The sequence below is a fragment of the Spirillospora sp. NPDC052269 genome, assembly GCF_040679435.1.
Classification (GTDB): Bacteria; Actinomycetota; Actinomycetes; order Streptosporangiales; family Streptosporangiaceae; genus Spirillospora.
On record NZ_JBFAUU010000001.1, the window covers coordinates 241,179 to 255,108 of the forward strand.

Genomic DNA, 13,930 nt, shown 5'->3' on the forward strand with positions numbered 1-13,930 from the left:
GTGCGCGTCAGGAGGGGGCGGTCAGCGGAGGGCGCGTTCGGCGGCGGCCCAGAAGTCGGTGAGGGCGGCGGCGGTGGTCTCCGGGGCGTCCACGGCGGGGGAGTGCGCGGCGCTCGGGATGACGACCTTCTCCGCGCCGAGGGACTCGGCCATGGCCGCCTGGACGCGCGGGTCCCACACGTCGTCGTCCTCGCCGTAGAGGACGAGCGTGCGCAGGCCCTCGTCGGCCATGAACTTCGCCAGCTCGTCCACGCGGTCGGGGCAGGACGTCAGCTCGGTCGCCATGGTGATCAGGCCGGTCTCGCAGTTGCCGAGCGTCCGCGCCTTGAGGAAGGCGACGATCTCCGGCGGGACGCCGCGGGAGGCGGCGTCCGGCTCCAGCGCGAGGGACCAGATCTGCTCCATGCCGAGCTGCGGGATCGAGTCGCGCAGCAGCAGGGCCTTGTCGGCGGACGGCCCGGTCAGCGCGCCCGGACCCGAGCTCATCAGGGTGAACGACGCCACCCGCGCCGCCCGCGAGAGGACGGTCTCCCGCGTCACCAGGCCGCCGAAGGAGTGCCCGACCAGGTGGACGGGCCAGTCGCCGTCCTCGCCGAGGGTCGCCGCGAGGGCCGCCACGTCAGCGCCGAGCTCGGCGCGCGTGTAGGACTCGGGGCCCGCCCCGGCCGGGGTCTCGTACTGGCCGCGCAGGTCGATCGCGAGGACGCGCCGTCCGGACGCGGCGAGCGTCTGCAGGACGGAGAGGAAGTCCTCCTTGCTCCCGGTGAAGCCCGGCACCAGGAGGGCGGGCCAGCGCTCGGGGACTCCCGAGCCGGGCAGCGCCTCGAGCGCCGCGAACCTCCCGCGGGAGGTCTCGACGAACGTCCGGCGCACTCCGGAGGGCAAGGTCAGGAACCGGGGCGTACTCACGGGCCGTCAGCATACTGAACGCTCCCGTCGGAACACCTCCGAAGACGCTTCGGTGGTAGCGTTCGAGCCGTGGCCCAGCATCCGGCGGTCTCCGCCCACCGCCGTGACGCGGCGGGCCTGACCGGACTCCACGACGCCGCCCGCTCGGGCGCCGACTACGTCGAGATCGACGTCCGCCGCACCGGCGACGGCGCGCTGGTCGTCCATCACGATGCCACGGTCGGCGACCTGCCGCTCACCCGGCTCTCCCACGATCGCGCCAAGGAGCTGGCCGACCACCCGATTCCGCTGGTCAGCGAGGCGATGGAGATCATCGCCGGAAACGCCCGGGGCCATCTGGACCTCAAGGAGCGCGGCTGCGAGACCGAGCTGGTCGAGCTGGCGGAGGCGGCGCTCGGCCCGGACGGCTTCGTCGTCACCACCCGCGACGTCGCCAGCATCCGGCAGATCAAGCGTGACTTCCCGCACGTCCGGGTCGCGATGTCGGTCGGGCGCAGCCTGTGGGAGCCCGGCGCGCACCGCGACTTCCTCCCGGTGCGCGCGATCCGCGCGTCCGGCGCCGACCTGGTCGCGCTGAACCACCGGCTGGCGCGGGTCGGCGTCCTCGCCCAGATCGCCCGGGCCGGGTTCCCGGCGATGATCTGGACGGTCAACGCCGAGCCCCAGATGCGCCGCTTCCTCGCCGACCCGCGCGTCGAGGTCCTGATCACCGACCACCCCCGCCGGGCCCTCGACCTGCGCGACGGCTCCTCCTGACCTGCGGTTCCGCCCGGCCTGCGGCGGCGGGTCAGGCGGCGGCCGACTCGCGTGTCGGCGCCGCCTGACCGGTGGGCCCGGTGGTCACGAGGGATTGCTAGCCGGTGGTGCCGGGGCGGCCGTCCTCCAGGCGGCCCATGAGGCGGCGGCGGAACGTGGCGTCCTCGGCGGCCTTGATCTCCACGTCGTACCAGCCGTCGCGGGTGGGCCAGGTGAGCGTGCGGGACCTGCCGGGGGCGAGGGTGACCTTCTCGGTGGACGTTCCGTAGGCGAGGGCGGCCAGCGTGAAGGTCAGGGCGTCCGGTCCCTTGTTCTCCAGGGTGATCGCCAGGGTGCGGGCGCCCTTTCCGGACGAGTGGACGTCCACCTTCGCGGCCTTGCCGGCGGTCGTCCCGGCGAACTCGCGGCGGAAGCCGTTCGGGCCGGTCAGGGTCAGGCGGTACCGGCCGTCCTGGAGGGCGATGCGGTCGGTGCGCGACTTGGCGACGTCGTAGTGGCGCGGCTTCGCGAACTCCTTCGCGTACGGGTAGAGCGCGAAGTGGGCCGAGGTCGCGCCGCGGTCCTCAAGGGAGAGGACGAGGGCGCCGCCGTCCAGGCGGGCGCTCGCCTCGGGCCGGTAGGGGAGCGGGCGGGACGGCTTGGCGCCGGGCTCCACGACCGGGTCCTTCTGGACGACCGGGGGCAGCGCGGGCCAGCGGTAGTAGAACTTCGGCGGCGTCGCGGGCCGGTCCGGAAGCGTCGGACGCGTCCGCCGGGTGAAGTCGAACGCCGAGGTCAGGTCGCCCGCGACCGTCCGGCGCCAGGCGCTGATGTTCGGCTCCCGGACGCCCAGCCAGCGCTCCAGGAAGCGGATCGTCGAGGTGTGGTCGAAGACCTCCGAGCAGACGCTGCCGCCCGCCGTCCAGGGCGAGACGACGATCATCGGCACGCGGAAGCCCAGGCCGATCGGCTCGCCGTCCACCCACTCGTCCTTGGCCGACTCGGGCGGCGCCGGCGGCGGGACGTGGTCGAAGTAGCCGTCGTTCTCGTCGAACAGCAGGAACAGCGCCGTGGACTCCCAGACCTTGGGATGTGAGGCCAGCGCGTCCAGGACCTCGTAGGTGATCCCCGCGCCCTGGATCGGGCTGCCGGCGCCCGGGTGCTCGGACTCGGCCGCGGACGCCACGATGTACGAGACCTGGGGCAGGTCCCCCTTGGCGACGGTGTCCCGGAAGGTCTGGGCGAGCGTCCCGCCGTCGACGCGGCGCAGCGCGCGCTCGAAGAGGTCCCGCTCGTTCGGCGGGAGCGCGGCGACGGCCTTGTCCAGGTTCGCGAGCATCGTCGCCCGGTCGGCGGGCGCGGCCTTCGCGACGTCCTCGTAGAACGCGGTCAGGCTCTTGTACTGGCTGAACGAGCCGAGCGCCTTCCGCATGACCCCCTTGAACGTGACCAGGAACTCCAGGGGGTTGTCGGTGAAGTTGTCCCACTCCTGGAAGACCCGCCAGCCCACCCCGGCCTTGGACAGGCGCTCGGCGTACGAGGTGAGGGCGTAGCCGGGGTGCGTGTCCTCGTCGTAGGCGTCGTTCTCGACCGCGCGGCGGCCGTTCGGCTCGACGCCGATCGTGCCCGTCCAGTGGTAGGTCCGGTTCGGGTTCGTGGGGCCGTACACCGAGCAGTGGTAGGCGTCGCAGATCGTGAACGTGTCGGCCAGCTCGTACTGGAACGGCAGGTCGCGGCGGTCGTAGTGGACCATCGTCGGCAGCTGCTTGGCGGCGATCCAGCCGTCGTTCCAGCCGTCCCCGCGCGCCTTCTGGCCGCCGTCCCACGAGTGGTCGAGGCCCGCGATGTAGTTGACGTCGGCGAGCGGGCCGTGGCCGACCGCGTCCCGCGCGAGGAACGGCGTCTCGCGGCGCAGCAGGCCCTTCTGCTGGAACACCGGGTGCCCGTCGGGCAGCTCGATCGCGTTCCGGTCGGCGTACCCGCGCACGCCCCGCAACGTCCCGAAGTAGTGGTCGAAGCTGCGGTTCTCCTGCATCAGGAAGACCACGTGCTTGATCGCCTTCATCCCGCCCGGAGGCAGCGGACGGGCCAGGGCGGCGTGGACGGACGGCGGGAGCAGGGACGCGGCCGTCGCGCCCCCGGCGACGGCGGCGCCGGACGCGAGGAAACGGCGGCGAGAGGGACCGGAGTTCATGCCGAGAACGGTGATCTCACCCGGTAACGGGAGAACGGCGGGCCGGTATCGCCCCGGCAACGGACATGAAATCTCTTCAGTTCCCCGGACGGCCCCGGACGCGAAGAACGCCGGTCCCGAGTGGTTCGGGACCGGCGTTTCAGCGCTCTTGCTCCTTGGGTCAGACGCCCTGCGGCTCCTCGACCGGAGCCCCGGCCGGACGCCGTGCGCGCCGCGGCTTGGCCTCGGCCTCCGCCGCGTCGGCGGTCACGTCCGGGGTCGCCTTCCGGGCCCGCGTCCGCTTGGGCGCCGCCTCGGTCGCGCCGTCCGCCTCGGTCACGTCCGCCGGAGCGGCCGCCTTCCGGGTGCGCTTGGGCTTGACCTCGGCGCCGTCCGCCACGAGAGCGGCCTCGGCCTCGACGGCGGCCTTGCGAGCCCGCGTCCGCTTGGGAGCGGCCTCGGCGGCGGCCTGCGCGTCCGTGCCCTCGGCGGACGCCGCACCCTCACCCGCGGTGCTCTTGCGAGCCCGCGTGCGCTTGGGGGCGGCCTCAGCCGTGGCGACGGTCTCGTCCGCCGCGGCCTTGCGGGTCCGCTGGGGCTTGACCTCGGCCGGAGCCTCGGCCACGGCCTCGGCGTCCGTGCTCTTGCGAGCCCGGGTGCGCCTCGGCGCGGCCTCAGCCGTCGCGGTCACGTCGACGGACACGTCCGCCGCGGCCGTGACCTCGGCGGCAGCGCTCTTACGAGCGCGCGTCCGCTTCGGCGCGGCTTCGGCGGCGGCCTCCGTCGCGACCTCGGTCGTCGCGGCGGCCTTGCGCGTGCGGGTCCGCTTTGGCGCGGTGGCCTCGGCGGTCACGTCCGCGGTGGCCGTGACCTCGGCGGGTGCCTCGGTCGCGGTGGCCTTGCGGGTGCGCGTGCGCTTCGGCGCGGCCTCGGCCGTCGCGTCCGCAGCGGCCGGAACCTCGGTCGCGACCTCGCTCACGGCGGCCTTGCGGGTCCGCGTGCGCTTGGGCGCGGCTTCGACGGTCGCGTCCACGGTGACCTCGGCGGGAGCCTCGGCCGTGGCGGCCTTGCGGGCCCGCGTGCGCTTCGGCGCGGCCTCGGCCGTCGCGTCCGGCGTGGCCGTGACTTCGGTGGGAGCCTCGGTCGCGGTGACCTTGCGGGTGCGGGTCCGCTTGGGCGCGGTCGCGGTGGCGTCCACCTCGGGGGTGGTCGCGTCGAGACCGGCTTCGGTGACCGCGGGCTTGCGCGTCCGCGTGCGCTTCGGCGCGGCTTGGGCGGTCACATCCGCGGTGGCCGTGACCTCGGCGGGAGCCTCGGTCGCAGTCGCCGCGCGGGTGCGCGTCCGCTTGGGCGCTGCCTCGGCGGTCGCGGCGGCACTCGCCCGCGTGGCCGTGACCTCGGCGGATGCCTCGGTCGCGACCTCGGTCGAGGTGACCTTGCGCGAACGCGTGCGCTTCGGCGGGGCCTGCGCGGTCGCGGCGGCGTCCACCTCGGGGGTGGTCGCGTCGAGACCGGCCTCGGCGGCTGCGGGCTTGCGCGTCCGCGTGCGCTTGGGCGCGGCCTCGGCGGTCACGTCCTGCGGGCGCGCGGGGACGGCCTCGGCGGACGCCTCACCCGCGGTGGACCTGCGCGAACGGGTGCGCGGGGCCTCCGCGTCCCTGCGGGTGCGCGTGCGCCTCGGCTCGGCCTCCACGGCCTGCTTGGCCTTGCGGATGGCCTCGCGCTCGGCGGCCAGGACCTCGTCCTGGGACGTCGTGACGCGGCGGCGGGGACGCCTGGGGGCGTCCTCGACGAGAGCCTCGGCCGGGGCCGTGGTGTCCGGGGTGGACACCACGGGAGCGGTGTCCGGGGTGGACACGACCGGCTGCCGGTCCTTGCGGCCGCGGTTGCGCTTGCGGCGGCGCGGGGTCTCGGCGGGCTCCTCCTGCGCGGCGGGGCGCGTCGCGGACTCCACGACGGGCTTCGTCGCGGGCTCGACGACGGGCTTCGTCGCGGGCTCCACGACGGACTTCGTCATGGCCTGCGTCTCGGCCTGCTCCTCGGCGAGCGGACGCCCGCTGCGGGTGCGCGTGCGGGAGCGGTTGCGGCGGTTGCGGCGAGGACGGTCCTCGTCCCGCTCGTGCTCGCGGTTCCGGTCGCGGTCGCGGTCGTGGCCTCGGCCACGGTCGCGGTCCTGGTCACGGTCGCGGTCACGGGAGCGGGTCTTGCCGGTCTCGCCGATGTCCTCCAGCTCCTCGGCCTCCAGACCGGCGCGGCCGTGCCGGCGGTCCTTCGGGAGGGTGCCCCGGGTGCCCTTGGGGATGCCGAGGGCCTCGAAGAAGTGGGGGCTGCTGGAGTAGGTCTCCTCGGGCTGGGCGAAGTCCAGGTCGAGGGTGGTGTTGATCAGCTTCCAGCGCGGGATGTCCGACCAGTCGACCAGGGTGACGGCGGTGCCCTCGCGTCCCGCGCGGCCGGTGCGGCCGATGCGGTGGACGTAGGTCTCCGCGCTGTCCGGGCACTCGAAGTTGACCACGTGCGTGACGTCGTCCACATCGAGGCCGCGCGCGGCGACGTCCGTGGCGACCAGCACCTCGATCTTGCCGCTGCGGAACGCGCGGAGCGCGCGCTCACGCTGGGACTGGCCCAGGTCGCCGTGGACGGCGGCGGCGTCGAAGCCGCGCTGGACCAGGTCGGCGGCGACGCGGTCGCAGGCGCGCTTGGTCTGGCAGAACACCATGGTCAGGCCGCGGCCCTCCGCCTGGAGCAGGCGGGCGACGATCTCCGGCTTGTCCATCTGGTGGGCCTGCCACACGAACTGCTGGACCTGCGGCGTCGCCTCGGACTCCGAGTGCGCCTCGGCCCGGACGTTCGTCGGGCGGGTCAGGTAGCGGCGGGACAGCGCGGCGATCTCGCCCGGCATGGTGGCCGAGAAGAGCATCGTCTGGCGCTTCTCCGGGACGCGCTTGATGATCCGCTCGATGTCGGGCAGGAACCCGAGGTCGAGCATGCGGTCGGCCTCGTCCAGCACGAGCACCTTGACCTCGGACAGGTCGAGGTACTTCTGCTTGCAGAGGTCGAGCAGCCGGCCCGGGGTGCCGACGACGACGTCCACGCCGGAGCGCAGCGCCTCGATCTGCGGCTCGTACGCGCGGCCGCCGTAGACCGACAGCACGCGGGTGCCGAGCTTGCCGCCCGCGACCAGCAGGTCGTCGGTGACCTGCAGGGCCAGTTCGCGGGTCGGGGCGATGACCAGGGCCTGGGGCTTGATGTGGCCGTGCTCGATGCGCTGCAGCGCGGCGATGCCGAACGCGAGCGTCTTGCCGGTGCCCGTGCGGGCCTGGCCGATGATGTCGTGGCCGCCCAGCGCGATCGGCAGGGCGAGCTCCTGGATGGGGAACGCGTCGACGATGCCCTCGGCTTTCAGGGCGTCGGCTATCTCGGGGACGACCCCGAGGTCAGCAAAGGTAGTCAGGGCTTCCAGCCTCCAATATGCGGGGTCCTCGCTCCCGTTCGCGGCGCAGCGCCGTCGGCTCCGCCGGAGCCCGTTCGCCGGTGCTCCGGGCCGACCTCGCACGGCTGCGTACCCGGCAGGCCGCTTGCCCGCCGGTCGCTTTCCGTGGCCGCGCGCTCGCGCGGGAGGGACCAGCCGTCGATCAATTCCTTACGGCGACCGCAGTCAGGGGTTGAAAGCAGTCACTCAATGTGGCTGCGTGCGGTCACACTCCGCGACGCAGTGTACCGGCGGTGGTGTTACTACACCAATAGCCGATCACCTGTCCCAACGTTTCCCCGATCTGGGGTATTCCCCATGCCCTGCGGTACCGGGGTTTTCCGCCTTCCAGGTGGCCGGGACTGGCCGCCGTTCCGGCGGGATCCTGACATTCTGTGATGCGCCCAGGTTCACAGGCGAGGAAGGCGGAACGCATGCGGACGGTCATGCGCAGTGTGGCGACGGTCACGGTCGCGGTGGTCGGGATGGCGCTGACCGGGTGCTCGTCCGGAGGTGGTGGCGGTGGAGGCGGCCCGGCGGCCGCGGACGTCCCGGCGAAGGGGACGGTCGTCCTCCAGGACAACAGCGAACACCCCCAGCAGCTGGTCAAGTTCAAGGACGCCGAGTACGTCAAGGTCGGCGGGCTGGCCGACAAGGCCGCCGAGGAGCGCATCGGGCAGGAGTTCCGCGCCCCGCTGGACTGGGCGGTCAAGTGGTTCGGCGCGACCCTGGACGCCGACCGGCGCAAGCAGTGCCAGGGCAAGTCGAGCATCGTGCAGACCAAGGTGCGGTTCGGCCTCGGCGGCCCGGACATCGTGTCCGCGACCAGCGCGTTCACCATGATCCCCTGCTACGAGAGCGAGGAGGCGCTGCCGACCGTCCCGGTCACCGTGGACGTCAAGGCGGGCAAGGCCCTCGCCGCGCAGGACGTGCTGACCGGCAAGACCCTCGACGACACCAAGGACCTCTGGGACAAGCTGTCGGGCCCGAAGGACGACTGGAAGCAGTGCGATCTGTCCGACATCAAGCGTGAGGACTTCCTGCCCGGCAAGAAGGAGGGGCCGGTCGAGACGCCGCCGAGCGCCGGGCTGTTCTTCGACCGGAACGGCATGAACCTGGTCTGGTCGACGATCGGCACCGACTGCTCGAGCTTCTCCTTCAACGCGCCGTACTCCAAGCTCAAGGACATCGTGAAGCCGGACGTCCTGTCCCGGCTCCAGGCCGCCGCGTCCAAGAAATGACCTCTGGCGGCGGGCCCGCCGGGCGGAGCTGGCGGGTCGCGGGGTTCGAGGAGGTCCGCGAGCTGGGGGCGGGCGCGCAGGGACGGGTCGTCCTCGCGCGGCACGAGGGCGACGGGACGCCGGTCGCGATCAAGTACCTCGACGTCCCCGCCGGCGATCCGGAGGAGCGGGAGCGGCGGCTCGCCCGGCTGCGGGACGAGGCGGTCATGCTCGGCCGGGTCGCCGACCCGCACGTGGTGCGGCTGTTCCGGTTCGTGACCGCGCCCGAGGACGCCCCAGGGGGCGGCGGGCCGGGCGCGGCGCTCGTGATGGAGGCGGTGGACGGCGTCCCGCTGGCGCGCGTCCTGGCCGAGAACGGCCCGCTCGCGCCCGAGGCGGCGCTGACCGTTCTCAAGGGCTCGCTGCGCGGCCTCGCCGCCGCGCACGCCGCCGGGATCGTCCACCGCGACTACAAGCCGGGCAACGTGGTCGTCCGGCCGGACGGGCTCAGCAAGCTGGTCGACTTCGGGATCGCGGTCCCGGTCGGCGAGGCGTCCGCCGTGGGCACGCCCGCGTACATGGCGCCGGAGCAGTGGCGCGGCGGGCCCGCCTCGCCCGCCACCGACGTGTACGCGGCGACCTGCGTGTTCATGGAGGCCGTCACAGGCGAGCGGCCCTTCGCCGCCGCGAGCCGGGCCGCGCTCGCGAACCTGCACCTCACGGCCCCGCCGCCGCTCGACCGGCTGCCCGAGTCGCTGCGTCCCCTGGCCGGACGCGGCCTCGCCAAGGACGCGTCGGACCGTCCGGCGTCCGCCTCCGACTTCGCCGCCGAACTCGAGGCCGCCGCGTCGGCCGCCTACGGGCCGGAGTGGGAGACCCGCGGCGTCCGCGCCCTGGCCGGGCTCGCCATGGCCCTGGCCGCCGCCTTCCCCCTCGCCGCCCTCACTACCGCGGGTGGCGCCGCCACCGCGGCGGGGACGGCGGGCGCTGCCGGGACGACGGGTGCGGCCGCCGGGGGCGGGTTGCTGGCCGCGACCGGGGCGAAGATCGCGGTGGCGGCGATCGCGACCACCGTCATCGCAGGTGGAGCGGGCACCTACGTGGCCACGCAGGACGGCGGGCATCCTGCGGCGAGCCCGTCCCCGAAGGCGGTCCGGGTCACGCTGCTGAGCGAGACCAAGACCTTCACCCGGCCGGACGTCACCGCGACCGTCGCCTATCCGCACGTGACCGGGCTCGCGTCGGCGGCGATCGAGAACCGCGTCAACAAGCTCCTCCGCGACCCGGCCGATCTGTGGGCCAAGTCCGTCCGCGACGACTACGCCTCCTTCGTCGGGGCGTCGCCGCCCTCGGGACCGGCCTTCCGCCCGTCCTCGGCCGTGGACTTCGGCGTGAGGGGGCCGCGCTACCTCTCCGTCCGGTACCGGCCGGTGACGGCCTGGCGGAACACGTCGGGCAAATCCGTCCTCACCATCGATCTCGCGACCGGGAGGGAGGCGCGGACCCGCGACCTGCTGCTTCCGGCCGTGGACACCGCACAGGGCGCACGGGACCTGACCGTCCTGCTCGAGCGGCAGACCCCGCACGGCGCGTTCTGCGGCAGGGACAAGCACCCCGAAACCGGCGACCCTTACCTGACCGCCGAGACGGTCGACAAGGGGTACGTCCGTCCGCTGCTCACGCCGTCCGGGGTGGAGTTCCACATCCCGATGTTCCAGCTCGGCTACGACATGGCGTGCAACCGCGAGGACCCGTCGATCAAGGTTCCCTACGGGGAACTGCGCGGGACGCTGCGACCTGACGTCCTCAAGGCCGTGACCAGGGGCTGAGGGCCCGGACGCGCCGGAGCCCCCATGCGCGGGCCCGGACGTGCCGGAGCCCCCGTGTGCGGGCACGGGGGCTCCGAACGAGCGGGGCGGGCGGCCGGGGCCGGCCGGGTGGTGGCCCGGCCGTCCCCGGGGCTTCGGGCGTGCGTCAGAAGTACGAGCGGCGGCGCCTGCCGCCCGAGCCCCAGCGGCCGGTGCCGTGCGAGGTCAGGGCGACCACGCCGACCGCCGCGATGATCACGCTGAAGATGAAGGCGATCAGCGATCCGGCGCCGAGGGCGCCGGCGATCAGCCCGCCGAGGATTGAGCCGACGATTCCGACGCCGATGGTCAGCAGGATTCCGATCGGGTTGCGGCCGGGGACCAGCAGACGCGCCAGCGCACCGATCACCGCTCCCACGATGATGAACCAGAGGACCGTGAGCATGACTTTCGATCACCGTTCCGTGGTTGGGACGCCCCGCCGGTGCGAGGCGGCCTGTCCGTGGACGGTATGCCCCCGGTGCGGGCTTCAAACATCCCGCGGGTCAGGCGAGGGCCCGGATCCCCTGCGGCCGGACCACCTACGACCGGGTCACGTGTCGCCGGGCCCCGTGCGGCCGGGCCAGGTGCGGCCGGATCACGTGTAGGTGGTGCCGAAGCCGACCGAGTGGCCCTCGTCCTCGCCGATCTCCAGGTAGCCGACGTGGGCGGCCGGGACCACCATGCGGCCGCCCTTGCGGTCCTCCAGCACGAACACGCCGCCGGTCTCGGCGAGGGCCTCGGCGAGGAGGCGCTGGACCTCGTCCGCGGTCAGCCCCGTCTCGACCACCAGCTCCTTGGGGACGAACTGCACCCCGATGCGTACCTGCACGCGACGCTCCTTCTGTCCGGGGCTCACCGTCGGGCTCTCCGTCAGGTTCGCCGCCGGTTCTCCGTCGGGTTCCTCCGTCCGAGTGTGCCCGGTCGGAGCGTCCGCCGGAACGTGCGGATCAGGAGGAACTGCGGGGGAATCCGGAGATGCCGCGCCACGCGAGGCGGGCGATCATCTTCTCGGCGGTGTCCTTGGGGATCTTGCCGTGCTGGCCGAGCCAGTAGCGGGCGCTCACCTCGGCCATGCCGACCAGGCCCATGCCGAGCAGGTGCGCCTCGTCGCTCTCGGCGCCGGTGTCCTCGGCGATCACCTGGGCGACCATCTCGGCGCACTGCAGGTTGGCGCGCTCGACCCGGGCCCGGACGGGGGCCACGTTGCGCAGGTCGGACTCGAAGACGAGCCGGTACGCCTCGCCGTCGCCCGCCACGAAGTCGTAGAAGGCCGCCATGGCCGCCTGCACGCGCAGCTTGTTGTCGTTCGTGGACGCCAGCGCCTCGCGGACGGTCCGGACCAGCGCCTCGGCGTGCTCGTCGAGCAGCGCCAGGTACAGCTCCAGCTTGCCCGGGAAGTGCTGGTAGAGCACGGGCTTGCTGACGCCCGCCCGCTCGGCGATCTCGTCCATCGCCGCGGCGTGGTAGCCCTGGGCGACGAACACCTCCTGCGCAGCGCCGAGCAGCTGCCTGCGCCGCGCCAGGCGCGGCAGGCGCGTGCCACGGGGGCGGGCGTCCGGGGTCGCGGTCACCACACTCTCCGATCACCGTTCGATGCGGCGGTCCGGGGGATCGTCCGCCGCGGGAAACAATCCCACCATCCTACGCGCCGGTAACCTCAAAGGTCACCCACGGGCGGATCCGTGTCGCTGCGCGTGTCTCGTCCGTCACACCCGCCCTACCCGTGTCCGGGCAGGTCAGGGGCGGTACGGGGTGGTCAGCGGTAGTCCTCCTCGTCCTCCGGGACGACACGTCCCTGCTCGACGAAGTCGGCCTCGTCCACGTCCATCGGAGGCTGGCCCTTCGGGCCCTCCTCGTCGGAGCGCATGTCGGCCGCCTGCTCGGCGGCGTCGGCGTCGTTCCGGTCGTAGGACGGCGCGGGCGGCTCGGGAACGGGCCGCCGGTCCTCGGTCTCGCTCATCGCGTGTTCATCCCCCTCGTGCGGGCGGGAGTGCGGGCGGAGTGCCCCCGGACGCGCCGGGGAGCCGGGCGTCAGAGCCGTCCGGCCAGCTCGCGCAGCGGCGTCTCCACGGCCTCCCCGAACGTGGGGAAGGCGTGGACGACGTCGGTGAGCAGGCTCAGCGGCGTCTCCGCCCGGATCGCCAGCGCGATCTCACTCATCCACTCTTCAGCGTAGAGCCCGACCGCGGCGGCCCCCACGAGCAGCCCGCGTTCGGCGTCCGCGTACAGCTCGACCCGGCCCCGGTCCTCGGCCTCCACGGACGCGCGGGCCGTCTCGGACAGGTCGCAGCCGGCCATGATCAGGTGCATGCCGATCCGCTCGGCGTGGACGGGGCTGACGCCCACGGCGTAGACGGTCGGGGCCGTGTAGACGACGCGCGGGATCGCCCGGTAGTCGGCCTCGCGGACCTTGCCCAGGATGTTCGAGACGACCACGCGGGCCTGGTAGCGGGCCGCGTGCGTGGTGCGGGCGACGCCGGTGACGTCCCCGGCGGCCCAGACGCCGCCGCCCGGCTCCGGCATCAGCGCCGCGCCCTGGGGGCGGCCCTGGGCGGCCTCGTGGGCGTTCTGCGGGGCCCAGGCGCCGTCGTCCCCGGCCTCCGCCCCGGCTCCGGCGGCGCCGGAGGCCCCCGAGGCCCCGGCGCCGCCGAACGGCCGGACGCGGCAGGTCCCGTCCACCGCGAGCGGGAGCCCGCCCCGGACGGCGATGCCGAGCGTCTCCAGGCCGAGGCCCTCGACCCGGGGACGGCGCCCGGCGGCGACGAGGATCCGGTCGGCCTCGACGACCCCGCCGTCCGACAGCCAGAGCCGCAGCCCGGCCGGGCCGCGCTCGACCCGCGCGGGCTCCGCGCCGAGCCGCAGGTCCACGCCGCCGCGGCGGAGCGCCTCGGCGAGGATCTCCCCGGCGAACGGGGCCTCGCCCGTCAGCAGCCGCCCGGACGCCTCGACCACCGTGACCGCCGACCCGAACGCCGCGTACACCTGGGCCATCTCGCAGCCGACCGGCCCGCCGCCGAGGACGACCAGGCGGCGCGGCAGGTCCGGGACGGTCAGCGCCTCGTCGCTCGTCCAGACCGGGACGCCCGCCAGGCCCTCGACGGCCGGGACGGCCGGTTCGCTGCCGGTGCTGACGACCAGGTCGGTGAAGCGGTGCTCGACGCCGTCCACGTCGAGGACGCCGGGACCGGTGACGCGGCCCCAGCCGCGCAGCACGGTCACCCCGGCCTCGGCCATCCGGGCGACGGCGCGGTCGTCGTCGAGGTTGCCGGTGACCTCGTCCCGGCGCGCGATGGCCAGCTCCCACGTCTCGCCGCGCCGCGCGGACAGCAGCAGCGACTTGGACGGGACGCACGCGAAGTACGGCGACTCGCCGCCGACCAGGCGGTTCTCCACGAGGGCGACGAACCGCCCGGCACGGGCGAGGTCGGCCGCGACGCTCTCCCCGGCCGTCCCACCGCCCAGCACGATCACGTCGAAGTGGTTCTGCGACATCGACAACAACTCCGCCTCCGGCACCGCTCGTGAGTCCCCGTCCCTCATGGTGGCGGAATCCGACGCCGGAGAGTGGCGGTTC

General features: G+C 74.0%; 11 protein-coding genes. 3 read left to right on the plus strand and 8 right to left on the minus strand.

The window, feature by feature from the left end:
* Positions 1-21: 21 nt before the first annotated feature.
* On the minus strand, positions 22-909 hold the full coding sequence (locus AB0L06_RS01230) for an alpha/beta fold hydrolase (RefSeq protein ID WP_500228880.1): 888 nt from the start codon (positions 907-909) through the stop codon (positions 22-24).
* Positions 910-978: 69 nt separating this feature from the next.
* On the opposite strand from AB0L06_RS01230, the gene AB0L06_RS01235 reads away from it, so the two are divergent.
* The gene (locus AB0L06_RS01235; protein WP_500228881.1) at positions 979-1,665 is read left to right on the plus strand and encodes a glycerophosphodiester phosphodiesterase; all 687 of its coding nucleotides are present in this window, start codon (positions 979-981) and stop codon (positions 1,663-1,665) included.
* A gap of 97 nt (positions 1,666-1,762) precedes the next feature.
* Here AB0L06_RS01235 and AB0L06_RS01240 read toward each other — a convergent pair whose 3' ends face one another.
* Both AB0L06_RS01240 and AB0L06_RS01245 read right to left on the minus strand, forming a co-directional pair.
* Positions 1,763-3,838 (minus strand): phosphocholine-specific phospholipase C, encoded by a 2,076-nt coding sequence (locus AB0L06_RS01240; protein ID WP_500228882.1) that lies wholly within the window; start codon positions 3,836-3,838, stop codon positions 1,763-1,765.
* 160 nt (positions 3,839-3,998) lie between these two features.
* A complete protein-coding gene (locus AB0L06_RS01245; RefSeq protein WP_500229290.1) occupies positions 3,999-7,232 on the minus strand; it encodes a DEAD/DEAH box helicase in 3,234 nt (1,077 codons plus the stop codon).
* A 488-nt stretch (positions 7,233-7,720) separates the two neighbouring features.
* On the opposite strand from AB0L06_RS01245, the gene AB0L06_RS01250 reads away from it, so the two are divergent.
* Both AB0L06_RS01250 and AB0L06_RS01255 read left to right on the plus strand, forming a co-directional pair.
* Positions 7,721-8,527: a hypothetical protein gene (locus AB0L06_RS01250; protein WP_500228883.1), complete on the plus strand. Its 807-nt coding sequence runs from the start codon at positions 7,721-7,723 to the stop codon at positions 8,525-8,527.
* Positions 8,524-10,335: a serine/threonine-protein kinase gene (locus AB0L06_RS01255; RefSeq protein ID WP_500228884.1), complete on the plus strand. Its 1,812-nt coding sequence runs from the start codon at positions 8,524-8,526 to the stop codon at positions 10,333-10,335. Before AB0L06_RS01250 ends, AB0L06_RS01255 begins: the two co-directional genes overlap by 4 nt.
* Before the next feature lie 145 nt (positions 10,336-10,480).
* Here AB0L06_RS01255 and AB0L06_RS01260 read toward each other — a convergent pair whose 3' ends face one another.
* From AB0L06_RS01260 to AB0L06_RS01280, 5 genes are all read right to left on the minus strand, one after another.
* The gene (locus AB0L06_RS01260; protein WP_500228885.1) at positions 10,481-10,759 is read right to left on the minus strand and encodes a GlsB/YeaQ/YmgE family stress response membrane protein; all 279 of its coding nucleotides are present in this window, start codon (positions 10,757-10,759) and stop codon (positions 10,481-10,483) included.
* A 192-nt stretch (positions 10,760-10,951) separates the two neighbouring features.
* Positions 10,952-11,185, minus strand: coding sequence for a DUF3107 domain-containing protein (locus AB0L06_RS01265; RefSeq protein ID WP_500228886.1), 234 nt, complete (start codon positions 11,183-11,185; stop codon positions 10,952-10,954).
* A gap of 118 nt (positions 11,186-11,303) precedes the next feature.
* A complete protein-coding gene (locus AB0L06_RS01270; RefSeq protein ID WP_500228887.1) occupies positions 11,304-11,927 on the minus strand; it encodes a TetR/AcrR family transcriptional regulator in 624 nt (207 codons plus the stop codon).
* A 185-nt stretch (positions 11,928-12,112) separates the two neighbouring features.
* Positions 12,113-12,316, minus strand: a complete 204-nt coding sequence (locus tag AB0L06_RS01275; RefSeq protein WP_500228888.1) for a hypothetical protein — start codon at positions 12,314-12,316, stop codon at positions 12,113-12,115.
* Between the two features lie 71 nt (positions 12,317-12,387).
* Positions 12,388-13,896 carry a dihydrolipoyl dehydrogenase family protein gene (locus tag AB0L06_RS01280; protein ID WP_500228889.1) on the minus strand — a complete coding sequence of 503 codons (1,509 nt, stop codon included), beginning with the start codon at positions 13,894-13,896 and terminating at the stop codon, positions 12,388-12,390.
* Positions 13,897-13,930 lie beyond the last annotated feature (34 nt).